The organism is Lentzea sp. NBRC 102530 (assembly GCF_030269365.1).
Classification (GTDB): domain Bacteria; phylum Actinomycetota; class Actinomycetes; order Mycobacteriales; family Pseudonocardiaceae; genus Lentzea.
On record NZ_BSTF01000030.1, the window covers coordinates 19,284 to 43,053 of the forward strand.

A 23,770-nucleotide genomic window follows, 5' to 3' on the forward strand; every position below is an offset into this window, starting at 1 on the left:
GTTCGCGTGCACGGTCAAGCCGTCCAGGCGGTGTCAGCCCTGCGGGTGCGAACTGCCGTCCCAGAGCCAGCCGGATAACCGGCAAGGTGGATCTGGGCTTCGGAGCGCACGACAGACACGAGCTCAGGCTAAGATCTACACCCGTGCAACTGGGTCACCACAACCGCGCCTCATGCGCACAAGGTGTGCTCGCGGTGACCCCAGCGTGCATCTACGACGGCATCAGCGCGGTCTGCCAAAGTCAGTCATGAGATCTACTACTACCTCAGCGCTCATCCGTCGACGTTGCTCGCACTCGACACCGATAGCGTCGCCCAGCGCTTCGTTATGACGCGTTCGGCCTCAAGGTGCTCACGAGGCGTTTTGGCTGGGTAGGCCGTGATGATGGGCTCAGCGGTGCGGACCTCACCCCAGGCTCGAATCTGGTCGCAGAACCGCTCCGCCAGCTGCTGTGCAGCTGGTCCATGGCCGATCGCGCCAAGTTCCGCGCCGCCGTCGACGCGGCAATAGGTGAGGTAGGCCAGCGAGCTGCCCTCAACAACGGCTGGGCTGCGGTCACGGATCGCCGGATTGCAGAGCTCATCGGTGACCGCAGTGGCGGAGGCGGCGATGCGACAGGTGCCTGGTTCGGTTCCCGTCAGACGCAGCCAGATGCCGTCGAAGGGCTCTTCACCTCGCACTGTGACGCCGGACCAGACAGGCGTTTTGGGCTGGCTGAGCACACCGTAGAGATCGGTGAGGGTGATGTCTTGGTCTGAGTCCCAGTACAGAGTGACGTGTCCGGCGGCGTCGATGTTGCCGGATACCTCGTTGTCCTGACCAATCATGGGCACGAAGCCGCACAATCGCACCGAGTCGGAGCGCAACACGTCGCCGTCGCGAACGAAGGCGACGCTGCGGGTCTGGCCTCGCCAGCGCAGCGGCACGATGAGCCGGCCGCCGGGCTTGAGCTGGTCACGCCAGGCATCCGGAATGTCGAACGCGCCGACAGTAACGATGATCCGGTCGTAAGGACCGGTCTCGGGCGCCCCGAGCGAACCGTCCCTGGTGATCACCTCCACCTGGGGGAAGCCGTTGTCATCGAGTGCCCGATGGGCCTGTGCGGTGACCTCGGGGTCAATGTCGACGGTCGTGACGTGACCAGTCGGACCGGCTTGCTCCGCGAGAAGGGCGGCGTTGTAGCCGGTTCCAGCACCGATCTCGAGGACGTTGTGGCCAGGCTGGACATCGAGTTGGTCGAGCTGCATGGCGACCACAGTGGGCACGGAGGCACAGCTGAGCGGTGTGCCGTCGTCATCGCGTTTGGTGATCACTGCGACGTTGGCGTACGCATCCTCTGTGGTCGCCTCCGGCACGAAGAGATGACGGGGAATGGTGCGGAGCACCTGTTCCACTGCAGGGGTTCGGGCGTGGCCAGCTTTCTTGATGCGGTCGACCATGGCGGCGCGCAGCGCCTCGGGCGTGGTGTCGGTGGTGGCGTTCATCGTTTCCTTCTGTGCGGGCGGCCGGATGTTAGCGGGTTGCGATTGGTCAAGAGCGGGTTCTGAGGTGCGGGTCAGCCCTCCAACAGCAGGCACGCATCCCATCGGGTGACGAGGTCTGAGGTCGCAGTCGCGTGCAGTGCGAGCAGCACGCCAGCCGCGCCTTCCAGCAGTCCGGGCTCGGCGGATTGGCCGTTGTCGTGCAGGTGCTTGGTCAGCCGTGCATGCAGTGCGGGTAGCTGCGCTGTGAGGCGGTCGTCGATGGCATCGGCGGCTGTGCGGCGGGTGGCCTGCAGAAGCCCGGCCCAGCCGTGACAGAGCGATGGATCGCTCAACAGCGCGAGTTGTCTCTCGTCGCTGACGCATCCGGCGAGGGCATGCTCGGCGGCGCGTTGCCGTGTTGGCTCGCCAAGCGCGATCGCCGCGAGTTGTTGTGCCCGTGCGAGACCAGGGGTGCCGTAGCACCAGGACGGGCGTTGGGGTCCCGATTGCCGCAGCGCCTGGTCGTGCCATTCGGCGCGAGAGATCATGCCTGACCACCAGGCGTCGTAGCCGGAGCCGTTGCGCCAGCGGTCGAGCCAGGTGGTGATGTGGCTGATCGCCTCGGTCAGTCCGGTTACCGAGATTCCTCGCCTGCTGGCGGTGGCCAGCAGCGCCAACGGCCCGGCGACGCCGTGCGCGATCCCCATGTTGGCGTGGCCACCAGGCCAGTCATTGGAGGGTTGCCCGTTGGGGCTGTCTTCGCTCCACCATCCAGGCAGGTGCTCGCCGTTGGTGGTGATCGGCTCGGTGAGCCGCACCAGGTAGGCGAGGACATCACGCAGCAGTTCGGGGTGGCGGTCTCGGTGTAGCAGCCCGACGCCGAGTCCAGTGAGTCCGCTCATCAGGTCGAACTCTCGAAGCCGTGGGAGCTGTCCGCGGTCGATGCGGTCGTGTGCCTGGCGCAGCCGGTGGCGCGTGATCGTGGCGATGTGCTCGTCGAGTGCGCGAAGAACTTCGGCGTAGGCGGGATGCCGCGCCGAGTGCAGAGTGAACGCAACGGCAGGTACTCCTCGGAAGAGCCCCGCAGTGTCAGGGTCGGCGGTCACCGAGTCGCGGATCATGGCGCGAGCCCACTGGTGAGCCACACTCCAGTCACCCGCACCTGTGTGCACGTTCTCCAGGTGCAGCAGGGTGATTCCGGCTGCACCAGCAGACAACGACTGACCCCAGCCGGGCGCCGAGTCGCCCGGTGGAACCTCGAGGTTCATCGGCTGGTCTCCGGCTGACGGGCGTATACGGCCTGCGCGAGGTGTCGTGCCATGCGCCGCGTTGCCTTCTCAGCGTCACGGTCGATGCCGGCTGCACGGTTGTGGTGCATGTGCAGCAAAGATTCCAAGACGGCGTCGGTATCAGTGTCGGCTGATAGTTGCGTCCGGTACGCGGCAAGCGCGGCGGAGCGTCGTGCCCAGGTCTCGGCGACTTGTCCGGTCCATCCAGGCCGGTCGTCGACATCGCCCTGGACGAGGCGGATCGCGTCCGAGAGCACGGCGCGGTCAGCTGGGACCGTGCCTGGAAGGACGGGGCGGGTGCGAAGCCAGGTCATCGCGGCGGTCTGGTCACCGAAGAACCCGGCCACGATGTCCACCAGGCCGAGTAGCAGTCCGACGGCGGTATCAGCGCCCAGGCTCGAGTTGTGCCGCAACTGAGCGGCCACAGCGGCGGAGTCTGCGGCGAACACGTTCTCGGCGGCGATCATCTTCGCGCCGCAACCGTAGCGGCCGATCTCCGGCAGGTAGGTGTCGACAGCCAGCCGACCGGCCACGCCGTCAACGCGGAGTTGCTGTCCCCAGTCGCCGAGCGCGGCCAGGCTGCGGGCGTAAGCGTCACGATCAGAAATGGCCAGGCGGAGGCGGATGTGGTCGGTTTCATGCGGGCTGCGGTAGCGCACGAACCACCAGCGGGTGTCGGAGCCAATCGCCTGTAGAAGGTGTGGGATCCGGCCGGCGATGATCTCGTTGATTCGGTCGGGGTGGGTGAAGACCTTGGCATAGAGCCAGGTGCTGTTCGCTGCCCCTGGTGGCTGGCCATGGCCGCCATTGGTCAGCACAGGCCTGCTCGCAACCGGTGGCGATGGTGTCTGCGGCTGGTCGGAGAACAGGGGCACGGCGATCTCGTGAACGCGCCCGCCCGCCCATCCGAACGCCTCCGCGGAGGCAGCTTCGAGCAGCAAGGCGTGGCCGTGCTTGCGCAGGTGGGTGTGAAGAATCGCCACGTGGGCAGGTTCGTCGAGAGTGAGTCGCAAGGAGCGGTCGGCATCGCGTAGTTCCACCGTGGCAGGGCATCGCCACCGACGACGCCACTGACCGAAGCGCGCCGTCCACTGGTCATCGTCGAGGCTGGCGGGAAGGTCTGTGACATCGAGCCGCCAACGGGCTGGGCTGAGTACCGCGCGGCCGTGCCGTACACGCGGCAGCACCGGCAGTTGCTGAGCGTGCGAGCCCCAGTCGAACTCGTGCCACGTGGCTCCCAGCGCGCGGGTGAGATTGGCGAGGAATCGAGCCAGTGGCGGCGCCTGCTTGTCCAGGGCGAGTGCGTGAAAGACCTGGGGCTCGATCACCCTCCCCATGGAGAGACTGACCAGGTGCAGTCCGTCGCGGGTCGCGATGATCGCCAGATCGTCTGGTGCGATCACCAGCTGTTCGGGGTGCTGTGCCCGGTGTTCTCCCAGGGACAGCAGGTGAGGCAGATAGGCAGGGACCCGGCAGACGTTCTCGCCGGTCGCGTAGATCGGCGAGAACGACAGCTGCACAGGCAACGCTCCACTGGCGCTGGCAGGCGCGTCGGCGTACAGGCACTCCAGCCCGGAGTCGGACGCGATGGTGGTGAAGCGCGAGGTGAAGATTCCCGCTGATCGGGCGGGCGCGACGGTGAAGCTGTAGTCGCCGCGGCGCAATGCGTCCGCGCTGGCTGCGTGCACTCGGGCAGCGAGTTCGACGTGTGCAGGAATCCGTCGCTGCGAGGCAGGGTCACCCACGGTCAGCGCAGCGATGGTGTCCTCGGTGAGGACGATCTCACCGGTGCCATCGGACCACGCGGTCCAAGCAAGTGCGAGGAGCTTCTGCTCGCGTTCGGACGATCCTTCTGACGGTAGCGGGAGAACGCTGCCGGGATAGGTGTGTGGGAGGCCAAGTCCCGCATCCGGGTCGACGACATCGGCCAACGGCACGAGAGCACCGGTGCCGAAGCGTTCGCAGAACGCGATGTAGAAGTCTCGCCAGACCGGGTTCCCGGTCGGCTGGTTCGACAGGCGCGCCAGCACGCTGGCAGCCTGCTCGACCTCGTGCGCAAGCTGTTCGGGAAGCCGTACTTCGGCGTCCAAGCGGAGGTCGAGAGACAGTGGGACGCGCCCGGCCCTCGACAGTGTCCGCATCCGTCCGGTCAATGCCTCCCGCAGGTCGCGCTGGGCCGCCTGGTCTGTGCCGGGCTGGTTGTGGCTGCGCAGGTCTTCCTGCACCCGCTCCAGCTCGACGAGGATCGCTGTTACAGAAGGGATCGCGCCGGCGTTGGCGGTGCGCAGGCGATCAACCAGGTAGCCAAGGGAGTCGGTGATGGTCAGCGGCGCTCGTAGGTTGGTGGTAAGAAAACCTTGGCCCACAAGGGTTGTGAGCATGGCGCTGATGGTGTCGTGTTCTACAGCCGGAAACTCCGCGGCCAGCTTGTCAATGAGGTCAGCAACGTGGATGGGTGTGCTTGCAGCGTTCTGGACCGCTTGCAGGGCAAGGGTGTTGCGTGCGGTCACCGTGTTGGGTCCTTGGGGGACCTCCAATCGCCCGCCACGAGTGGTCGCGAGGTTGGTGAACACGACGTCGAGCCGACACAGAAGCTCGGGGCACGCTTCAAGTCGGTCGATGAGATCTGCGAGCCACACCGCGTCGACGCGAGCGAAGGCCTGGTGTTCTGAACCCCATCGGCTCTCAGTGGCTGGTCCACCGACAGCGACCGGCGCGACTCCTGCGAACAAACCGAACGGGGTGTGGCGACCAGTGATGCGCAGCAAGTAGCGGATCACGGACAGGGTGACGCGTCGGACCTGCTTGGACTCAATTGTGCCGGTGTCGGTCAGCAGTTGAGCGGCGAGTCCTGGGCTCGCATGGCCGATCGCGTCGGCGAGTTCGGTGTGCATTGACATCTCCAGCAGCCATTCGCGGCACGCCTGGGTGTCGGACAGGTCTGGCCACTGTGCGGGCAGTCGGTGAAGCGGGACTGCCGCGGCGCGAAGCAAGGCAATTCCGCGGTGCCTGTAGGTCGACGCGCTCTTCCGAGTACTCATCCTGTCCTCGCGTTCGTCATCCGGTGGCGAAGCTGGGGCACGGACAGCGCGGCCCGTACCCCAGCTCAGGTGCAGTCAGGTCAGACGGCGCTGATGCACGAGGACGCGCACGTCGGATCGCAGCCGTCGCTCGTGTCGCAGGCGGATGCCACGCCTGGAGTGGCCGTGGTGGTGATCCGCAGGTCGAGGTCGAAGTCCGAGTCGGCGACGGTGTCGATGGTTGGTGCAGACATCAGTGGTTCCTCCATGTGCCTGCTTGCTTGTCAAGCAGGGGTTTCCCTTAATACGAAACGGTTGCGGCGGCACTACAGCCGGTCATAGTGGTGGGACTTCGCCTCCTTGAGGGGTATGGACATCGGTGGCTCAGTTCCCCGCGGCGTCGTGCCCAATGCAGGGCAGGTAGCCGCCGGTGACGGGATCGCGAACATCGGTCTCGTCGCGATCGCAGCCAGATCGAATGCAGCGCGGGACCACTCCGTGGGGCAGGTACTTCCACACGAACCAATGGCCGGCTCTGCACGGCCAGCACACCGGGCAGTGCGGCCAGGCCGGTTGCATCACGTCGGGTATTGGAGGTCGGACGGCGAACTTGCAGGCGGCGAATTGGACAGTCCTGCCGTCTCGCGTGACCAGCGTGCGCGGAAACACCCGGTCCACTAGGTGCAGGTAGTGCTGGAACCAGCCAGCGGCGATCTTCGAACCGTTGTCGTTCGCTTGTTGATTGGCCACGGCTGGCAGTACGACCGTCTGCTCAACGTCTCCGGCGGCGGCGATCATGACGCGAGCTCGCTGCACCGGCCTGTGCGACGTCTGACGGCCGCTGCCTTGTCTGCTGGATCCTCGTAATCCCAGCCCAGCGGCATGTCCTCGTGGCTGGTGCACAACGACCCGTGCACGCCGTGGTCCCACCTGACGGGGAAAGAGTGCTGGTGTGGCCAGATTCCCTCGTAGTACTGCACGGTCCCGGCCTGACGGACGTCCCCGTCTCGGTTCCGGACAAGTACACGTGTGCCGGGGCGGGGACGGCCTTGAGTACCTTCCGCATGGGTGTCCCACCACTGAGTCGGGTGTTCACCCAACTGGCCAGGTTGAGGCCTCTCGCTCATGGCCGCTCCCTTGTGGACGAGCTCAGACACGTTGCCCGTGCAAGTGAGGTGTCACACGGCGTCATCGCAGACGCTAGATACGTCCAGCGGCGTGAACCGGGAGGATTTCTCTGGGGTCCTCACCTGCATGGATGCGAGGGTGGACGCCATGCGAGGAATGACCGACGGCATGACGATCGGGGAACGCGTCGCGTTCTACCGGCAGCGGCGGGGCCTGACCCAGGTCGTCCTGGCCGGGCTCGTGGGTCGCACCGAGGACTGGCTGCGAAAGGTTGAGCACGACGTGCTCCCGCTGGACCGACTCTCGGTGCTGCGCCGCCTTGCCTACGCGCTCGACGTCGCCCTCGGCGATCTGATCGGCGAACCGGTACTGATGGCCTGGGCAGACGAGCCCGGACGGCGGACTGTTCCCGCACTCAGGGTGGCGCTCATGGACCACCGCCAGTTCCTGACTGGCCCGCGGCCAGGAGAGCCGGTCCGGCTGGACACCCTGGCCATCAACCTCGATGAGCAGTGGAGCGACTACCAGAACTCTCGCTACGCCCGGCTCACCCAGCGCCTGCCACTCCTGATCACCGATGCCCAGGCTGCCTGTCAGCACTACGGCACCACCAGCGACGATGGCCTCCGCGCGCACGCATTCGCGGCTGCTGCCCACCAGCTGGCCACCGCGTTGCTGACCAAACTCGGCGAAGCCGATCTCGCGGCGATCTCTGCGAGCCGTGGCCTTGCCGCCGCCAACACCAGCGGCGACATTCTGATGATCGGCTCGCTGTACCGGTCGGTGGCACACGCGCTGTTGTCCATCGGCGAGTTCGAGCAGGCCATCGCGCTGACCCGAGCCGCCGCAGACCACCTCGAACCCGGCCTCGGCATTGCGACGCCGGAGTACCTCTCGGTCTACGGAATGCTGCATCTGGCCGGCGCGGTCGCCTCATCCCGCCGAGACGACCGCGCCGATACCACGGCATTCCTCACCGAGGCAGACCAGGCCGCAAGCAGACTCGGCCGCGACGCGAACTACCTGTGGACCGCGTTCGGCCCCACCAACGTCAAGATCCACCGGGTCACCGCCGCGATGGAACTCGGGGACGTTCAAGTCGCGGTCGACCTCGGTCCCCGCGTCGACACCCGCAGTCTTCCGACCGAACGGCGCGTCCGCCACGCCATCGAGACCGCTCGCGCCTACGTCCGGTGGAACCGCGTTGACGAAGCACTCGCTGTGCTCCTTGCCGCTGAGCAGGACGCACCTGAACAAGTCCGGTACCACCGGCTGTCCCGCATCCTCGTCCGCGAGATGATCAGACTGCCCCGTCCCGCCACCCGCGCCGTAGAACTGGCTTACCGGATGGGTGTTCGCGGCACCGACCCTCGTCAGCCGTAAGGTGCCTCGACATGGCGACCACCATGCTTCCCCCAGACTTGCGCGCGGATGTCGAGACCTTGTGGGGATACCACGACATGGGTCACGAACCTCGACGCTGCGACGTTGGCATCGGACTGGGCAGTCACGACCTCGGTGTCGCCACTCATACCGCCGAGCTTTATCACCAGGGCATGTTCCCGCGCATTGTGTTCACCGGCGCCAATGCACCCACCACGATCGAACGATTCCCTCGCGGTGAAGCCGTTCACTACCGCGAACACGCCATTAGCCTTGGCGTACCCGCCGACGTGATCAGCATCGAGACCCAGGCCACCAACACCAGCCAGAACCTCACCAACAGTCGACAGATCCTTGCCGAGGCGGGAGTCCGACCCGAGTCGGTCATGCTGATCTCTCGGCCCTACCAGCAGCGACGAGCCTATGCGACCTGCCGCAAAGTGTGGCCTGAGATCAACGTCGTGTGCTCGTCCCAACCGCTACCGCTCGACGAGTACATCGCTGGCATCGGCGACGTCGACCGCGTGATCAACATGCTGGTCGGCGACACCCAGCGCATCACCGAGTACGCCCGACGAGGATTCGCCATCGAACAGGACATGCCCGACAACGTGGACGACGCGTTCCAGAGGCTTGTTGCGGCCGGGTACACCAGCCGCCTGATCTAACTACCGCTGACGCGCAACCGTCGCTTCGACAACTCGGCCGAGGGCATGCCTTCGTTGTTCGAGAACAGAGGCATTCGGCCAGAGCGTGACTCGGAACCTTCTACTCTCAGTGGCCAGTTCGGATTCCCCACTGGCGGCCATTTAGCGGGAGCTGTCTGGCCCAGTGTGAGCGCGGGGCGTAACGGCGGCAATCGGCGCATGCGGGATTCCGGCGTTCCTCAGTCCCAGTAATTGAAGAGCGCTTCGCCGAGGGTGCCAGGACGCCAGTACGTGACGTCGTTCGACGAGACGTGGGGCCAAGTTGCGGCGTCGAACGGGCCGTTCAACTCGGATGGGGTGAGCACCTGAGACCCCGGCAGCAGCGCGGCCAATACAGCCATCAGTTCAGGGGCGTCGACAAACGTCAGCGGGCCCGACTCCCCGACGCCATCGACGAAGCCGATGGTCCGGGACTCTGCGAGGGCCAGCACCGCTGAATCGCGCGTGCAGGCCACGGCGACCGTGCGCTCGCGGTAGGCGATAAGCCCTTGGTGGAAACTGGGTGTCACGTCGTCGGCGACGCGGAACTCGATCACCTCGCCACCAGTGCGACGGGCCGCTGCGTAACAGGCGTGCCGGAAGCTGCGGACGTCCGTCATCCGGTGAAGATACCCGCGCCCGGTAGGCCTCAGTGCCCGACGCAGCGACTGAGCCGAAGCTGGACACCGTCACTGTCTGTACAAGTGGGCGGGGAGCGTGTCTGGCCGCTGTCAATCTACTCAGGTTGCCGATCCCCAACCGCCTGAGAAGGCTGGGGATCGGTAACTCGATCACCGCGCCCGACCGCGATCCGAGCCTCGCGGTTGTTCATGTCCTCCGATCGCGGGTCGACCCGACCTGGGCTGCTGGTTCAGTCGCCTGACCAGGGCCGCCTTCTCGAGTGAAGGCATCTTGGAGGAACCGAGTTGCACTGTGGAGGGACGCTGCCCCTGGGCAACACTGTGCGAACTCAAGAGACCGGCAGCCCGACGCGCCTCAGCAGCTTGCGGCAGTTGTCCTGCCTGCTCGCGCCACGCCGCGATCTCGGCTACAAGTGCAACAAGAGCGAGCACGAGGGCTACCGCCCCTGGGCCGGTTCGAGCGCGCCTGGACAACACACCTGCCTTGAGCAGTGAGCGCGCCGCTTGGCGCAACTCGATGGCAACGCCCTTCCAACGAACGGGCTGAACGCGATGAGGCGCTACAGCGACCCACTCATAAGCTGCCACCGCATCACTCAACGGTCCCGATACTGGTCCGTCGACTGCCTTCGACACCGCGATGACCATGTCGGCGGCCGCATGAGCGATGTCGTCGCCGCCACTTCCAGCCGACGTGTCTTCGGCTTCAACGAGCGTTTTCATGTGGCGGCGGGCGCTGTGCGTCGCCTCCGCAGCCATGTCCAGTACATGAGCGTTGCGCGACAAACCTGTCGTGTCGTTCAAATCGGCCGGCCCGCGGATGCTGGCCCATCGGTGCATCAACTTCGGCGCGGACAGATCATGGGCGAGTCGACTGCCGCCGAACCAGACCCGACCGTCTTCCGAACTCGCGCTCAAGTCCGCGAACAACGCCACGCGGTAGCCGGTCAACCGATTCTCCGAATCCCAGCGCGCGTGCACAGACACCAGCGGCTCCCGCTCCAGCAACTCAACGAACTCCGCCGCCGTGGCAGCCTCAGCCGCAGCAGCACGGACCACCAGGCGCAGGAAGTCACGGCTAGGTCGAGGCTGTGGCCCGCGGACTGCTTTCTCGACCTCGGCGCGTGATGGACGCACTGCCGCTGTTTTGTTCGCTGGCGACGTCGGGGTGAGTCCAAGACGCTGTTCAACGTCCAGGCACCACTGCCGCCAACGGGGCCAGTCCCGGTAGGTGTCGGCAACGGTGCCGTCGCCCCGGACCAGATTCACCGCGAGGTGGATGTGATCATTGCCGTCCTTGCTCAGGCCGTGGTGCACTGCGACCCATCGGCAGCCGGCGCGCCCCTCACCGTCGGGGCTGAATCCAAGTCGGGCAACAGCGTCCTCCGCGAGTTCACGCCAGCGGCCGTCGCCGAGTTCTCCGTCTTGGCGCGGGATCGACAACGCGACGTGGTAGACGTGCCCGCCAGGCAGCGTCACGTTGTGTCCGGTCATCGGTGCATCGATCTCGCGGGCCAAGCGAGCCATCCAACCTCGGTGGCGATGCGCAAAGGCCCCACCAGAGAGCCATTCGGGATCCCACGACGCAACCAGATGCGGGTTGGTGTGCTCGTTCCGCTTCCCCGGACCGAAGAGGTACCGCAGGAGTCCGTAAGTATCAGCTCCGTACTTGCCTTTCGCCGGCGCTTTGGCGATCACGTCTTCGGATCCCGTGATGAGTCAGCCGGGTCGATCTCAGCGAGGATCGTTCTGAGATCTTCCAAGGTCGCGGTGAAGTAGGCCAGCGCTGCTGGAAGCCCACCTGGTACTTCCCCCGTGCTGTTGGTCCGTGCGGCCATCTGGTTGAGGTTGGCGCCGATCCGGATGAGCCTTGTCTCGACGGTGTCGAGACGTTCCGCCCACCAACGTTGTTCGCGCAGACTCCAACCGTCAGCTGACTCACGCAGTGCCGATTCGACCAGGTACCGCGGAATCGACAGTCTTGCGAGCTCAGCCTGGATCTCGAGACGGCTGTAGGTCGTCCTGGTGGTGCGGACGTGGATGCTGACAGGTGAGCCGCCCTGTACCCGCCGCTGCCGCCGCTTCTTGTTGTGCGTCATCAGTTCCCCCGAGATGGTGCGCGGCGTGTCCCCAAGCACGCCGCTGGTGTTTGCCACGGCTCCCTGTCGCGGCAAAGGATCCGGTTACCAGATTCCTAACTTGCTGACCGCGGCCAGTTGCCGTGTTCAGCCTCCGAAGCGCGCACCAAGGGATCGAAGGGAGCGGCACTCCCGGCACCGCTCCCTTCGCGCTCTTCCGCACTCCCTTCGAGCCTGATTCGCCACACCCAACCGCCACCGAAGGCGGCTTTCTGCGAGCGAACCTTGGCCTTCGACTTCGCACGTTTCAGCGTGTCCTTGGAGAAACCGGCCTGGTCTCCGTTGGACAACACGTCGGCAACTGCGACCTCGCCTCCGCAGTCGACGAGGTATTCGGTGAGCCACGCGACGGCGTCCGCACGGTCGTCACCGTCGTCGTGTGCGGGATGTAGGAGAAGGTCGGCGACCGATGTCGCCGACTCTCCCAACCAGCGAATCCTGCCGACGGTGGCCTCGCCTCCGTCGTCAGCGGAGACCGAAACCGCCTCGGTGCCGTACGCAAGCGACGGGACAGTTGGGACCGACACGATGTTGGATTTGATGACCGAGAGAACGAAGTTGTCCTCGTCCGCTCCGCACGCCAACACGTGTCGAACAACCTGCGTGTACGCGCCAGCGCCGCCGATGGCGTCGACTGGATCGATGCCTGCCGTTGCCTTCCGGAAGTGCCCGACTCCCAGAATCGCCGCGCCCGTGTGGTGCGCCAGCAGCTTCAGCTTCTCCAACTGCGGACGCACGACGGAGTTGTCGTTGAGTTGGCCGGACAAGGACGAGTTGAGCGCATCCAGCACGAGCAAGACCGGCTGCCATGCCGCGATCGCTTCACGTGCTGCGTCCAGGTCGAGGTTGACGATCAGCGGTGTTCCGTCGACCGATTCGCCGTAGACGACGTCGACCAGGTGCAGGTAGTCCGGATCTCCGCCGGCTCCGACGAAGCGGGCCTTCAGAGTGGACGGTGAGTCCTCGGTGGTCGAGTAGAGGACATGGTGCGGCTCGTCTTTGAAGGCGCCGTCCAGCTGTCCCGTGGTCAGTTTGGCGGCGAGGTCCACGACAACGGTGCTCTTCCCGAGCCCTGGTTTGCCGACCAACAAGGACACCTCGCCAACAGGCAGGTAGTCGTTCCACACGTACCGCGTCTGCACGATCTCGACGTCGCGAATCGCTCGGACCCGCAAGCGCCGGCTCGGCGGTTCATCTGTCATGGCCGGTCCCCCGAACGTGGCCATCGCGTCAGTCCGTTGCCGACAGCTTGCGGATGATCGACTCGGTGTAGGCGACGTAGCGGCTCCCGAACCTGTCCACTCGTGCGGGGAACTCTCCGCGTGCAACGAGTTCGTAGGAGTAGCTGCGACTCAGGCCGAATGCCTCTCCAGCTGTCGGCACATCGACGGTCGGCGGCCACTCTGCTTTGATTTCCGCCAAGGTCGGGCGCTTCTTGTGCTGTCGCCTAGTCATCGCGCTCCCCCAGCCGCTCGCGCTCGACCAGACGAGCCAGGAAGCTGTGGTACGCAAAGATGTTGCGTTCACGAGGCAACCGATCACCTGTTTCCCAGCGGTGCACAGTGGACGCCGTGACCTCACAATCCTGGGCGACCAGCGCCTGACTGAGACCGGCAACGACGCGTAGCTGACGCGCCCTCCCGGTCCTGATCCATTCACGAAGCTCTGCGGATCGCTCCGCCAGAGCCTTTCCCCCGATAGCCATGCCATGCACGATAGACTCAAAGACATTGACTATGCCACCGCGATGACATAGCTTGTAGTCGTCCGGTCACTGACGATGAGGGAGGTCGTATCGTTCTGCCGTGCCTCGCCTGCCGAAGAACTTCGAGATCGCCTGGGTCAGCATCGACGAACTGGCCCCCGGCGGCTATCTGTCCACGGGGCCGAACACCGCGATACCGAACCGCTTCCAGGCCAACTTCCAGTTGGAGAATCCACCGGCGGCGGTGGTCCTCGAGGTGTTCGTCGGGGCTGACCTTCGCCCCGTCGCGATCTCAGTAAAGGTCCAAGCGAGCACCAAGACTCCAGTCACGACGTCGGTGATGAGGCAGATCCTCATCGACCAACTCGTGCAGCGGGCGGTGGAGGAAGCCACGGTGCCGGCCTCCAAGCGAGAGGAATGGCTCGCCACGCTCCCGCCTGGCGCTGTACAACCAACGGACCGCAGCGACGCCGCACCGAGCGCAGATCAGCGCACTCGCACGCAAGCTGATGACGATGCCCGGCGCGCCGCATTGATCTACGCGGAGGCCGTGTCCAGGGGCAACAGGGCACCCGCCGTGGCGGTCGCCAACGTCATGAACCGTTCACGCACGCAGGTCGCTCGGTACATCCGCCGAGCTCGCGAGCTAGGAATCCTTTCCCCTCTGGGCGAGACCGAGGGGGACTGATCGCCAAGGGGAGACATGGGGGATCCGATCAAGAAGATCGAGCTGAAAGACGGGACCATCAGGTACCGGTTCGTGATCGACGTCGGGCGTGACCCAGACGGCAAGCGCAAGCAGCTGACCAAGACCTATGACACTCGGAAGGAAGCCCGCGCCGAGTACGCGAAGATCAAACACCAGACCGACGAGGGAACGTTTGTCGGGCCGGACAAGATGACCGTCGCGGAGTGGCTCGACACCTGGCTGACGTCGGCGACGATCGATGTCGAGAAAGCCACGGCGTCGAACTACGCCGATGCGCTTCTGCCGGTGCGGGAACGACTTGGCCATCAGCGCCTTCAACAGCTCAGCGAAGAAGACGTAGACGGCCTGGTGAGCTGGATGCTCACTTCCGGTCGCAAGCGTGGCGGCAAAGTCGGCAGTGGACTCGGCGTCCGGTCGGTCCAGCTGACTCTCGGCCGCTTCAGGGCCGCGTTGAACATCGCGGTGCGACGGAAGTTGGTCGTGCGCAACGTCGCCCAGTACACCCAGATTCCCCGTGAGGCACGCCGGAAGGCCGCAGCGGCTGCAGCTGAGCGAGTGCCCTGGAGTGAGATGGAGGTGAGACAGTTCCTCGCCGCGATCCGGGACCACAGACTGCACGCCCCGGTCCTGCTTTCGCTGATCGGGATGCGCCCTGCCGAAGTGTGCGGACTCCGCTGGTCAGCCGTCGATCTCGAAGCCGGGACGTTGTCCGTGGAGCTCACCCGGACGCTCGTCGACGGCGAAGTCGAGGAGAAGGGCCCGAAGTCCGAGAAGGGCAAACGCAGGTTGCCGCTGCCCAAGCCGCTCCACGCAGCTTTGAAGGCCATCAAAGCCCGCCAAGCGCGCGAGGCGATGAGGGCAGGCGACGCCTACGACCGCTCAGGGTTCGTGCTCGTCGACGAGCTGGGTGCGGCATGGAAGACGGACAAGTTCAGACGGGCGATCTACAAGCTGATGGCCCAGGCGAAGGTCCGGAAGGTCCGGCCTTACGACGCCCGGCACGCCTGCCTGACCTATCTGGCCACCTCCGGCGTCCCCGACGTCATTGTCAGCGCTTGGGCAGGACACGCTGACCTGAGCTTCACCAAGCGGGTCTACATCCACCCCAACGCCGAGCACCTGAAAGAAGCCGCGAACCAACTGGACGAGTTGCTCGGCTGAGAAGCAGTACAAGCGTTCGTGAGAAATTGTGGGATAGCGGCCCTAAAAACGCAGTCAGGGCCTTGTCTCACCGTAGTGATCCAAGGCCCTGACCTGGGCTTTCGCCATACTTCGACCGTCGGGACGACAGGATTTGAACCTGCGACCCCTTGACCCCCAGTCAAGTGCGCTACCAAACTGCGCCACGTCCCGGCCACACTTCCGGTTTCCCGGCGTGCATGAGAAATCCTACAACACTGCGGACAGAGATCAAAAACGACCCCCGACAAGGGCCTCTAGCTGCGGAAATACGGCGGGGACCCGAAGTTCGGGTCCCCGCGTCCCTCGGTCCGACCGATCCCCCGATCCTCGACCGACACCTGGAACTATGCGGTGGCGGCGGCTGCGGCGCCACCTCCGAAAGTCGAGTCTTGTCCGTCAACCTTCGACTTACCGGGCGGTAGGACCGCGCTGACGCTGAAGCCCCCGTCTGGCCTGCAGGAGGTGGTGAGGGTGCCTCCTGCCAGGCGGACTCGTTCTGATAGGCCGTGCAGGCCCGCGCCGCCTCCTTCTCCCAGGGAGGGGAGGTCACCTGGGCCGTTTACGACGGTCACTCGTACTGGTGAGGCTCTGTCCACTGTGATCGTCACGGCGGCGCCCGGGGCGTGTTTCGTCACGTTGGTCAGGGACTCCTGGACCACTCGGAACAGGGCTCGGGACACTGCCGGGGAGAGGTCCGCGTCGCCTGTTTCGGAGATCGTCACGGCTACGCCGGCGACTCGGGCCCTGTCGATCAGTTCTTGCAGGGACGGGTAGGTGGTGTCGGAGTTCAGCAGGCCCAGGGCCGCTCGCATTTCGGCCAGCGATTCCTTTGCCAGGGCTCGCAGACGGAGAGCTGTTTCGCGAACTGCCTCGTCCGGGGCGGTGGCGGCCAGGGCTGCTGACTCCACGGCTATCAGGGTGGCGTGGTGGCCTACCGCGTCGTGGATTTCGCGGGCTATGCGGGCTCGTTCCGCGGCACGGGCTGAGGTTTCCTGGGCTTCTAGTTCTGCTGCTCGCGCTCTGCGGGTTTCGTACAGGGACTGGGTCAGGTCCTTGCGGGTGGTGATCAGGGCGCCCAGGGCCGTGGGGGCTGCCGCGAGGCCGAAGGCGAAGGCTGTTGCCAGCAGGAGTGGGCCTATTGGGATTGTCTGGGTCATGAGGACCGGGGCTATGGAGGCCACTGTCATCAGGAGGACCCAGAAGAGCTGGACCGGGATGGACTTCTCCTTGCGGCCCAGGCGGTACTGGGCGACCAGGGCCGGGGCCCAGCCCAGGCCGCCCGCTACCGCGGGGATGCAGAGGAGGGAGGCCAGCCACGGCCAGCGGAGGCGTACTGGGAGCAGCAACGAGGCTGCCACGGCGGTCCAGAGGGACCAGGTGAACGGGCGATCCTGGGTCAGGAGGACCACGCCCGTGGTGACGCCTACGGTCAGGACTTCGCGTAGGACCGGCTTCATCACCAGACGCCCACCTGGTGGGCCACGAGGGCGGCCTGCACGCGGTTTTCCACGCCCAGTTTGGTCAGGACGGTGGAGACGTAGCTCTTGACGGTGGCCTCGGAGAGGCAGAGTTCCTCGGCGATGGAGTGGTTCGAGCGGCCTGCTGCGACCAGTTCGAGGACTTGGCGTTCTCGGGCGCTCAAGGAGTCGAGCTGGCGGTTGGCCCGGAAGCCTCGCAGGCGTGGGAGCAGGCGCGCGGTGATGCGCGGGTCCAGGACTGCGCCGCCTGCTGCGAGGTCTACCACGGCGCGGACGAGGGCCTCGGGTTCCGCGTCCTTCAGCAGAAAGCCCTGGGCGCCGAGGTCCAGGGCTGTTGCCACGTAGTCGTCGAGGTCGAACGTGGTCAGCACGGCTATCGCCGGTGGGGTGGCCCAGGTCCTGAGCCTCCGCACGGCCTCCAGGCCGTCCACGCCTGGCATCTGGACGTCGACCAGGACCACGTCCGGGAGGTGCGCCAGGGTTGCTTCGACCAGTTCGGCGCCGTCGGAGGCCTCGCCCACGACCTGGACGCGCCCGTCGGCTTCGAGGAGGACTTTCAGGCCCCGCCGCAGCAGGGCCTCGTCGTCGGCTAGCACCACTCGTACGGCCACGAACCCAACCAACCGCACCCCATGCCAAAGGGCAACCAGTCGGCCGGGTCGTCACCCGGAAACCCACGGAAAACCACGGAGAAACCACGCACGAGCCGTGGAGGAACTACGGAGGAACCGCGAAGAAGCTCCGGAGAGCTACTTCTTGCCGGCGCCGGCCTTCTTCTTCTCGCGCACGCGCACGGAGATGCGGACCGGGCTGCCCTCGAAGCCGAACTCCTCGCGCAGCTTGCGCTCGATGAACCGCCGGTACGACGCCTCCAGGAAGCCCGTCGTGAACAGCACGAACGTCGGCGGGCGGGTCGAGGCCTGGGTCGCGAACAGGACCTTCGGCTGCTTGCCGCCGCGTACGGGCGGCGGGGTCGCGGCGATGAGCTCGGTCAGCCACTGGTTCAGGCGGCCGGTCGGGACGCGGGTGTCCCACGAGTTCAGGGCGACGCGCAACGCCGGCGCGAGCTTGTGCACGGCGCGGCCGGTCAGGGCCGAGATGTTGACCTTGTCCGCCCACGGCACGCGCACGAGGCCGCGTTCGAGCTCGCGGACCATCTCGGTGCGGCGGTCCTCGTCGACGAGGTCCCACTTGTTGAACGCCAGCACGCACGCGCGGCCCGACTCGACGACCATCGTCAGCACGCGCAGGTCCTGCTCGGCCAACGGCTCGTGCGCGTCCAGCAGCACGACCGCGACCTCGGCGGTCTCGATCGCGGACTTGGTGCGCAGCGAGGCGTAGTACTCGGCGCCGCCGGAGAACTTCACCCGCTTGCGCAGGCCCGCGGTGTCCACGAAGCGCCAGATCTCGCCGTCGAGCTCCACCAGCGAGTCGACCGGGTCGACGGTGGTGCCCGCGACCGAGTCGACGACCGAGCGGTTCTCGCCGGTCAGGCGGTTGAGCAGGGACGACTTGCCGACGTTCGGCTTGCCGACGAGCGCGACCCGGCGCGGGCCGCCGCCCCGTCCGCCGAAGTCGTCGCGCGGGGTCTCGGGCAGGCGCTCGAGGATCACGTCGAGCAGGTCGCCGGAGCCGCGGCCGTGCAGGCCGGACACCGGGTACGGCTCGCCGAGGCCCAGCGACCACAGCGACGCGATGTCGGCCATCAGCCGGTCGTCGTCGACCTTCGAGGCGCACAGGATCACGGGCTTCTTCGACCGGCGCAGCACCTTCGCGACGGCCTCCTCGGTCGACGTCGCGCCGACCGATCCGTCCACGACCAGCAGGATCACGTCCGCGGTCGCCATCGCGAGCTCGGCCTGCGCGGCGACGGAGGCCTGCAGGCCCACCGCGTCCGGCTCCCAGCCGCCCGTGTCGACCACGGTGAACTTGCGGCCGTTCCACAGCGCGTCGTAGGCGACCCGGTCGCGCGTCACGCCGGGCACGTCCTGCACCACGGCCTCACGGCGGCCGATGATGCGGTTGACCAGCGTGGACTTGCCGACGTTCGGCCGTCCGACCACAGCGAGCACCGGCTGCGGCGGCGCTGCTTCCTCGCCGTCACCGCCGTCGAGGTCGTCGAAGGCTGACCAGTCGGCCTCGTCCTCCCAGGTGCCGTCCAGGTCCGTCATCGTCTTCCCTCACTCACACGAAGTCCATCGAGTTCGGCGACCAGTGTCGCCAGGCGATCGCGCACCTGCTCGGTGGCAACGCCGAGGGCCGCTCGCCCCTTCCCCTCGGGAAGGTGGAACGGCTCACCGATCAGCACGTCGACCTCGGGCCGCCAGCCCTTGGCCTGGTAGGTGCCGCGGCAGGCGATCGGCAGCACCACCGCACCGGAGGTCTTGGCGAGCCACGCGGCACCGTTCTGCGCGCTCGCCACGTCGCCCTCGCCGCGCGTTCCCTCGGGGAAGATCCCGATGACGCCACCGGCTTTGAGCACGGACTGCGCGGCGACCAGCGCCGTGCGGTCGGCTTCACCCCGTTTGACGGGGATCTGCCCGATCTTGCGCAGCAGGTGGCCGACGACGCCCTTGAACATCTCCTGCTTGATCAGGAACGTCACGCGCCGGGGCAGTGCCCCGAACAGGATCGGCCCGTCAGACATCGAGCTGTGGTTGGCGACGACGACCACGCCGCCGCTCAAGGGTACGCGGTCGGCGCCGTGCACTCGCAGCCGGAACTGCCAGACGTAGGGCACGCGCCCGATCCAGCGTCCGAAGTCGAACAACCAGGGCACCGTCCCCTCGGGAACGCTCACCCGGTCACCCGCAGCCCGCGCTGCTCCACGAGACCGATCAGCGCGTCGATGGTGCCCGCGAGGTCGAGGTCGGTGTTGTCGAGCACCACCGCGTCGTCCGCCGCCACCATCGGCGACACGGCGCGCGACGAGTCGTACTTGTCGCGCCGCTGCACGTCCGCGAGCGCCGCGTCCACAGTGGACGCACGACCGGCGGCGCTGTCCTGCTTGGTGCGGCGCGCGGCGCGGGCGTCGGCCGACGCCGTCAGGTAGACCTTCAGCGGCGCGTCGGGCGACACGACCGTGCCGATGTCCCTGCCTTCGACGACGATGCCGCCGACGTGGTCGACGGCGTCCGCGATGATCGTGCGCTGCTGGGCCACGAGGAGTTCGCGCACGTGCTTCGTCGCCGAGACCGGGGAGACCGCGAGCGACACCTCGGGGCCGCGGATCTCGGACGCCACGTCGTCGCCGTCGAGGGTGATGCCGGGCTTCTGCGGGTCGGTGCCGACGACGAGCACGGTGTTCTCCGCGACCGCGTTGACCTTGTCCTCGTCGGCCGGGTCGACGCCGGCGCGCAGGACGGCCAGCGCGATCGCGCGGTACATCGAGCCGGTGTCGAGGTAGCGCGCGTCCAGCGCCATGGCGACGCGCTTGGCCACGGTGGACTTGCCGGTGCCGGCCGGTCCGTCGAGAGCGACCACACCGCGCAACTGACCCTGGCCCACAGCAGCTCCCCTCGAGACACCCACGGCCCTCATTGTGCCTGGTGCGGACGCTCACACCGGCACCGGGACGGTCTGCGGCGGGAACGGCGGCGATCATCCGGAATCATGTCGCGGTGAACTTCGGCAGGTGGCGGCTCGCCATCGTGGCGTTCGTGGTGTTCCTCACCGGTCTCGTGTTCTGGGCTTCCGGCTCGGACGAGGTCATGGAGACGGGCGACAAGCTCGCCAGCATCATGGGGCCACCGCTCACGATCGCCGGGCTGGTGGCGGCCGTGGTGTTCGGCGTGCTGGGCCTGCGCGCGAACGCCGTGCGCGCGGCCCGCGACCCCGAACAGGCGTTGGAAGACCTGGCTCGGCTCGTGGGCAGGCAGTGGGAACGGGAGGCGGGGTCGCGGGGGCTGACCCGCCAGGACCCGCTGGACGTGCGCTGGGTGTCGACCGCACGCCCGGTCGCGCCGAGCGCCGCGGAGATCATCGGGACGGGTGCCGTCTCAGGACGGCCGGTGCGGCTGAAGCTGCGGGGTGGGGTGGGCGACCTGGCGGACGCGCTGCACGAACTGCCTGGTCATCAGCTCGTGGTGCTCGGCGAGCCGGGGTCGGGGAAGACGAGCGCGGCGATCCTGCTGACGCTGCGGCTGCTCGGACGGCGCGACCCCGGCGACCTGGTGCCGGTGTTGTTCTCTCTCGCGTCGTGGGACCCGGTCACGCAGGACCTGGACGCGTGGATGGTGCAACGGCTGGCGGTGGACCACCCGGTGTTCCGCGATCGCGGCGTGCACGGCCCGGACGTCGCCAGAGACCTGATCGACGGCGGGCTCGTCCTGCCCGTGCTCGACGCGCTGGACGAGGTTCCATTGAAGGCCGACGCCCTGCGGGGCATCGCGCGCTTCGTCGGCAGGAACAAGCCGATGCTGCTCACGTGCCGGGCGGAGGACTACGAGGAGGTCATCCGGGAGACCGGAGCGCCGGTCGGGCGTGCGGCCGTCGTCGAACTGAGGCCGGTGGACGCCGGGGAGGCGGCGCGGTACCTGGAGGCGGGCACGGTGGCGGGTGACGAGCGGTGGCAACCGGTCGTCACGGCGTTGGGCGACGAACCCGACGGGGTGCTCGCGCGGGCGTTGTCGACGCCGCTCGCGGTGTACCTGGCGAAGACGGCTTTCACGCCGCCGTCAACCGATCCGGCCGGCCTGGTGGAGTTGCCCACCGCGGCCGCCGTCGAGCAACGTCTGCTCGAGGCCTACCTGCCGGCGCTCTACCCGTCGCCGGAAGAGCCTCGGAAGTGGTTGGCCTTCCTCGCCCGCAGGCTCGCGGTGCAGCCCGCAGCGGGAAACCTCGGGTGGTGGAGGCTGTTCTTCCTGCTTCCGGTGCCACGCGTGGTCGTCGCCGCGAGCCGGGGCGCGCTCGCCGGGTTCCTCTACTTCGCGATCACCCTGCTCAGCGGGCTGGTGACGGACGTCGTGCGGTCACCGACGTGGGTGGGCACGGTCGCCGCGTCGTGCGCGGTGCTCGTCGGCGGAGTGATGATGGGAGCGACGGGCGGGGCGCTCGTGGGGTTGCTGCGCAGCGTGCTGCCGAACGCCTGGAAAGCCTCGCTCCCCGTCTACGTCGCGATCTCCTGGGCATCGTCGCTCCGCTATCTGGTGTTGGGTGTGGCGATCGGGTTCGCCGCCGTGACGATCGGCGACCTCATCGCGTCGCGCGGGACGGAGGTGAGCGTGCTGGCGATGGCGGGATCCGTCTTCGGTTTCGGGCTTTCCACCGGCTTCCTGATGAACAGGATCTCCGCCACCGCGCCGATCAACCCGCGGAGCAGTCTCGCGGCCGACCGCACGGCCACGATCTTCGTGGGGACGACGGTGTTCCTGACCACGATCGTCGTGTTCTCCGCCGTGTACCGGTCGAGGGACGAGTTCACCGGCGCCTCGCTCGTCTACGTGATCGGCATGGCCGCCGCTGTGATGTGCGTGTGGCCGATGGCAGGCGCCTGGATCGACTTCACCGTTGCCCGGATCTGGTTCGCGTTGTGCCGCAAGCTTCCCTGGCACCTCATGGACTTCCTGGAGGAGGCGCACGAACGCGGGGTGCTGCGGCAGGTGGGCGCGGCGTACGAGTTCCGGCACCAGCGGCTGCAGCAGTACTTCGGGCAGAAGGTATCGATCGGCTGAATCGGCGAAAGGCGCGCGCGGACCGCGCCGATCTGGTGGGCGCATGAACCGCTTAGTCGAAAGGTCTCCAGTGACCACCACTGAACAGCGCGGCGACGTCGAGGCGTTGCTGCACCGCACGCTGGCCGCGCACAAGTCGATGTTCCTCGCCACGGCGGGCTCGGACGGCTCGTGGGTGAGCGGCGTGTACTTCGCCGAGGACGGGCCCCACTCGCTCGTGCTCGTGCTGGAGGAGCGCGGGCGCACGCTCAAGGCGATCGAGGAGAACCCCGAGGTCGCGCTCGTGGTGTCCACCGGGTCTCCGATGGAGCCGTTCCTGCAGGCGCGCGGGACCGCCGTGGTGGTCGATGGGGCCGAGGACGAGGTCGTCCGGCAGCACCTCGTCGCCAAGGTGCCGGAGGCCGCGCCGTTCCTGGGCACGCCGATCCGGGCCGTGCGCGTCGGGGTGCCGTCGTGGCGCGTGACGGACATCCCCAACGGGTGGTTGCCCGGCAAGGACTTCCGCGCCTGAGTCGAGGTGGCGCCCCGTCACGGGCGGGGCGCCGGCCTGACTGCGGCCCGCACGAGGCCGATGTCCGCTCGCCCCAGGGGCAGCGTGTGGTGGTGAGCGGGGTGGCCGCCCTCCTCCCAGCCTTCGCGGTAGATCTCCCACGGGACTCTTCCCGTGTCCGGGCAGCGGATCAGCGTGTGCGCACGGCCGGGGTCGAGGACGTCCGTGAGGCGGTCGAAGAGGGCGAAGTAGTAGTGGCCGTCGACCGGTTCGGCTCGGCGGCGGGCCGTGCGCAGGACGATCCACGCCTCCAGCTCCGGTCGTTCGTAGAGCGCCAACCGCAGCGCAGGGGTGTGTGCGGGCGGCGGTTCGTCGGTCACGGCCAGGGCGGACTTGAAATCGATCATGTCGATCGTGGTGCGGTACAGGGCGAAACCGCCGGTGGCGGGCTGGGCTTCGCGCGTCGCCCTGATCGACGACGCTTCCTGTTCGAGGTCGGCGGCGGTCTGCCGGCGGGCGTCGACCCGCTGCCTGATCTGGTCGGCCTCGGCTCCGGTCACCTCGTAGGAGTCGTCGTAACGGCCCTTGAAGCGCGAGGCGTCCTCCAGGACACCGGTCCACTCCCAGCGGTGGTGACCCAGGTACTGCTGTTCGTCGAACGGCCCGGAGGACCGCACGAGCGCGTCCGCGCTCTCGCCGGCGGGCCCGTGCGACATGTTCCTGAACAACGCGTGGTAGCGGTAGTCGGCCAGATAGGGCTGGAACACGTGATCACCCCCGGTGAGC

General features: G+C 67.1%; 23 protein-coding genes and 1 tRNA gene. 6 read left to right on the forward strand and 18 right to left on the reverse strand.

The genetic code is table 11. The features are described 5' to 3' along the window. Positions 1–272 precede the first annotated feature (272 nt). The 5 genes from fxlM to QSK25_RS43230 form a co-directional block, all read right to left on the reverse strand. Complete coding sequence (gene fxlM, locus QSK25_RS43210) at positions 273–1,484, reverse strand: methyltransferase, FxLD system (protein ID WP_285647301.1); 1,212 nt, start codon at positions 1,482–1,484, stop codon at positions 273–275. A gap of 71 nt (positions 1,485–1,555) precedes the next feature. Next, positions 1,556–2,731 carry a lanthionine synthetase C family protein gene (locus QSK25_RS43215; RefSeq protein WP_285647304.1) on the reverse strand — a complete coding sequence of 392 codons (1,176 nt, stop codon included), beginning with the start codon at positions 2,729–2,731 and terminating at the stop codon, positions 1,556–1,558. Continuing rightward, on the reverse strand, positions 2,728–5,646 hold the full coding sequence (locus QSK25_RS43220) for a lantibiotic dehydratase (protein ID WP_285647305.1): 2,919 nt from the start codon (positions 5,644–5,646) through the stop codon (positions 2,728–2,730). Before QSK25_RS43220 ends, QSK25_RS43215 begins: the two co-directional genes overlap by 4 nt. Positions 5,647–5,873: 227 nt before the next feature. Further along, positions 5,874–6,026, reverse strand: coding sequence for an FxLD family lanthipeptide (gene fxlA, locus QSK25_RS43225; protein WP_211335582.1), 153 nt, complete (start codon positions 6,024–6,026; stop codon positions 5,874–5,876). Positions 6,027–6,156: 130 nt separating this feature from the next. Beyond that, positions 6,157–6,570 (reverse strand): hypothetical protein, encoded by a 414-nt coding sequence (locus tag QSK25_RS43230; RefSeq protein ID WP_285647308.1) that lies wholly within the window; start codon positions 6,568–6,570, stop codon positions 6,157–6,159. Positions 6,571–7,047: 477 nt separating this feature from the next. Between QSK25_RS43230 and QSK25_RS43235 the strand changes: the two genes are divergently transcribed. Both QSK25_RS43235 and QSK25_RS43240 read left to right on the forward strand, forming a co-directional pair. Continuing rightward, the gene (locus QSK25_RS43235) at positions 7,048–8,283 is read left to right on the forward strand and encodes a helix-turn-helix domain-containing protein (protein ID WP_285647370.1); all 1,236 of its coding nucleotides are present in this window, start codon (positions 7,048–7,050) and stop codon (positions 8,281–8,283) included. Positions 8,284–8,294: 11 nt separating this feature from the next. Beyond that, on the forward strand, positions 8,295–8,951 hold the full coding sequence (locus QSK25_RS43240) for a YdcF family protein (RefSeq protein ID WP_285647309.1): 657 nt from the start codon (positions 8,295–8,297) through the stop codon (positions 8,949–8,951). A 218-nt stretch (positions 8,952–9,169) separates the two neighbouring features. On the opposite strand, the gene QSK25_RS43245 is transcribed toward QSK25_RS43240, so the two are convergent. From QSK25_RS43245 to QSK25_RS45530, 6 genes are all read right to left on the reverse strand, one after another. Continuing rightward, entirely contained in the window at positions 9,170–9,589 is a 420-nt protein-coding gene (locus QSK25_RS43245) for a hypothetical protein (RefSeq protein WP_285647313.1), read from the reverse strand. Between the two features lie 171 nt (positions 9,590–9,760). Then, positions 9,761–11,128 carry a relaxase/mobilization nuclease domain-containing protein gene (locus QSK25_RS43250; protein ID WP_285647314.1) on the reverse strand — a complete coding sequence of 456 codons (1,368 nt, stop codon included), beginning with the start codon at positions 11,126–11,128 and terminating at the stop codon, positions 9,761–9,763. Between the two features lie 176 nt (positions 11,129–11,304). After that, positions 11,305–11,766, reverse strand: a complete 462-nt coding sequence (locus QSK25_RS43255) for a plasmid mobilization protein (protein ID WP_285647315.1) — start codon at positions 11,764–11,766, stop codon at positions 11,305–11,307. A 38-nt stretch (positions 11,767–11,804) separates the two neighbouring features. After that, a complete protein-coding gene (locus tag QSK25_RS43260; RefSeq protein WP_285647316.1) occupies positions 11,805–12,974 on the reverse strand; it encodes an AAA family ATPase in 1,170 nt (389 codons plus the stop codon). A 4-nt stretch (positions 12,975–12,978) separates the two neighbouring features. After that, positions 12,979–13,203, reverse strand: a complete 225-nt coding sequence (locus QSK25_RS43265) for a helix-turn-helix transcriptional regulator (RefSeq protein WP_090069411.1) — start codon at positions 13,201–13,203, stop codon at positions 12,979–12,981. Continuing rightward, positions 13,196–13,453, reverse strand: a complete 258-nt coding sequence (locus QSK25_RS45530) for a helix-turn-helix domain-containing protein (RefSeq protein WP_352237061.1) — start codon at positions 13,451–13,453, stop codon at positions 13,196–13,198. The genes QSK25_RS43265 and QSK25_RS45530 overlap by 8 nt, the downstream gene beginning before the upstream one ends. A gap of 100 nt (positions 13,454–13,553) precedes the next feature. On the opposite strand from QSK25_RS45530, the gene QSK25_RS43270 reads away from it, so the two are divergent. Then, the gene (locus QSK25_RS43270) at positions 13,554–14,141 is read left to right on the forward strand and encodes a hypothetical protein (protein WP_285647318.1); all 588 of its coding nucleotides are present in this window, start codon (positions 13,554–13,556) and stop codon (positions 14,139–14,141) included. Between the two features lie 15 nt (positions 14,142–14,156). Further along, positions 14,157–15,323, forward strand: a complete 1,167-nt coding sequence (locus QSK25_RS43275; protein ID WP_285647319.1) for a tyrosine-type recombinase/integrase — start codon at positions 14,157–14,159, stop codon at positions 15,321–15,323. Between the two features lie 118 nt (positions 15,324–15,441). Here the strand turns inward: QSK25_RS43275 and QSK25_RS43280 are convergent. From QSK25_RS43280 to cmk, 6 genes are all read right to left on the reverse strand, one after another. Then, positions 15,442–15,515 (reverse strand) — tRNA-Pro (locus QSK25_RS43280). 173 nt (positions 15,516–15,688) lie between these two features. Further along, complete coding sequence (locus QSK25_RS43285) at positions 15,689–16,801, reverse strand: sensor histidine kinase (RefSeq protein ID WP_285647372.1); 1,113 nt, start codon at positions 16,799–16,801, stop codon at positions 15,689–15,691. Further along, complete coding sequence (locus tag QSK25_RS43290) at positions 16,801–17,433, reverse strand: response regulator (RefSeq protein ID WP_285647320.1); 633 nt, start codon at positions 17,431–17,433, stop codon at positions 16,801–16,803. Before QSK25_RS43290 ends, QSK25_RS43285 begins: the two co-directional genes overlap by 1 nt. Positions 17,434–17,571: 138 nt before the next feature. Further along, complete coding sequence (der, locus tag QSK25_RS43295; protein ID WP_285647321.1) at positions 17,572–18,993, reverse strand: ribosome biogenesis GTPase Der; 1,422 nt, start codon at positions 18,991–18,993, stop codon at positions 17,572–17,574. Further along, positions 18,990–19,622, reverse strand: coding sequence for a lysophospholipid acyltransferase family protein (locus tag QSK25_RS43300; protein WP_285647323.1), 633 nt, complete (start codon positions 19,620–19,622; stop codon positions 18,990–18,992). Before QSK25_RS43300 ends, der begins: the two co-directional genes overlap by 4 nt. Continuing rightward, the gene (gene cmk / locus QSK25_RS43305; RefSeq protein ID WP_285647375.1) at positions 19,619–20,305 is read right to left on the reverse strand and encodes a (d)CMP kinase; all 687 of its coding nucleotides are present in this window, start codon (positions 20,303–20,305) and stop codon (positions 19,619–19,621) included. The genes QSK25_RS43300 and cmk overlap by 4 nt, the downstream gene beginning before the upstream one ends. A gap of 137 nt (positions 20,306–20,442) precedes the next feature. Between cmk and QSK25_RS43310 the strand changes: the two genes are divergently transcribed. Both QSK25_RS43310 and QSK25_RS43315 read left to right on the forward strand, forming a co-directional pair. After that, positions 20,443–22,494: an NACHT domain-containing protein gene (locus QSK25_RS43310; RefSeq protein ID WP_285647324.1), complete on the forward strand. Its 2,052-nt coding sequence runs from the start codon at positions 20,443–20,445 to the stop codon at positions 22,492–22,494. Positions 22,495–22,564: 70 nt separating this feature from the next. Beyond that, a complete protein-coding gene (locus QSK25_RS43315; protein ID WP_285647326.1) occupies positions 22,565–23,005 on the forward strand; it encodes a pyridoxamine 5'-phosphate oxidase family protein in 441 nt (146 codons plus the stop codon). Between the two features lie 17 nt (positions 23,006–23,022). On the opposite strand, the gene QSK25_RS43320 is transcribed toward QSK25_RS43315, so the two are convergent. After that, on the reverse strand, positions 23,023–23,751 hold the full coding sequence (locus QSK25_RS43320) for a hypothetical protein (RefSeq protein WP_285647328.1): 729 nt from the start codon (positions 23,749–23,751) through the stop codon (positions 23,023–23,025). Positions 23,752–23,770: the final 19 nt, after the last annotated feature.

What these genes read in the sequence shown, in the direction of transcription:
- fxlM (WP_285647301.1), bottom strand. Translation starts at nt 1,484, where the DNA reads ATGAACGCCACCACCGACACCACGCCCGAGGCGCTGCGCGCCGCCATG.
- QSK25_RS43215 (WP_285647304.1), bottom strand. Translation starts at nt 2,731, where the DNA reads ATGAACCTCGAGGTTCCACCGGGCGACTCGGCGCCCGGCTGGGGTCAG.
- QSK25_RS43220 (WP_285647305.1), bottom strand. Translation starts at nt 5,646, where the DNA reads ATGCACACCGAACTCGCCGACGCGATCGGCCATGCGAGCCCAGGACTC.
- fxlA (WP_211335582.1), bottom strand. Translation starts at nt 6,026, where the DNA reads ATGTCTGCACCAACCATCGACACCGTCGCCGACTCGGACTTCGACCTC.
- QSK25_RS43230 (WP_285647308.1), bottom strand. Translation starts at nt 6,570, where the DNA reads ATGATCGCCGCCGCCGGAGACGTTGAGCAGACGGTCGTACTGCCAGCC.
- QSK25_RS43235 (WP_285647370.1), top strand. Translation starts at nt 7,048, where the DNA reads ATGCGAGGAATGACCGACGGCATGACGATCGGGGAACGCGTCGCGTTC.
- QSK25_RS43240 (WP_285647309.1), top strand. Translation starts at nt 8,295, where the DNA reads ATGGCGACCACCATGCTTCCCCCAGACTTGCGCGCGGATGTCGAGACC.
- QSK25_RS43245 (WP_285647313.1), bottom strand. Translation starts at nt 9,589, where the DNA reads ATGACGGACGTCCGCAGCTTCCGGCACGCCTGTTACGCAGCGGCCCGT.
- QSK25_RS43260 (WP_285647316.1), bottom strand. Translation starts at nt 12,974, where the DNA reads ATGGCCACGTTCGGGGGACCGGCCATGACAGATGAACCGCCGAGCCGG.
- QSK25_RS43265 (WP_090069411.1), bottom strand. Translation starts at nt 13,203, where the DNA reads ATGACTAGGCGACAGCACAAGAAGCGCCCGACCTTGGCGGAAATCAAA.
- QSK25_RS45530 (WP_352237061.1), bottom strand. Translation starts at nt 13,453, where the DNA reads ATGGCTATCGGGGGAAAGGCTCTGGCGGAGCGATCCGCAGAGCTTCGT.
- QSK25_RS43275 (WP_285647319.1), top strand. Translation starts at nt 14,157, where the DNA reads ATGGGGGATCCGATCAAGAAGATCGAGCTGAAAGACGGGACCATCAGG.
- QSK25_RS43285 (WP_285647372.1), bottom strand. Translation starts at nt 16,801, where the DNA reads ATGAAGCCGGTCCTACGCGAAGTCCTGACCGTAGGCGTCACCACGGGC.
- der (WP_285647321.1), bottom strand. Translation starts at nt 18,993, where the DNA reads ATGACGGACCTGGACGGCACCTGGGAGGACGAGGCCGACTGGTCAGCC.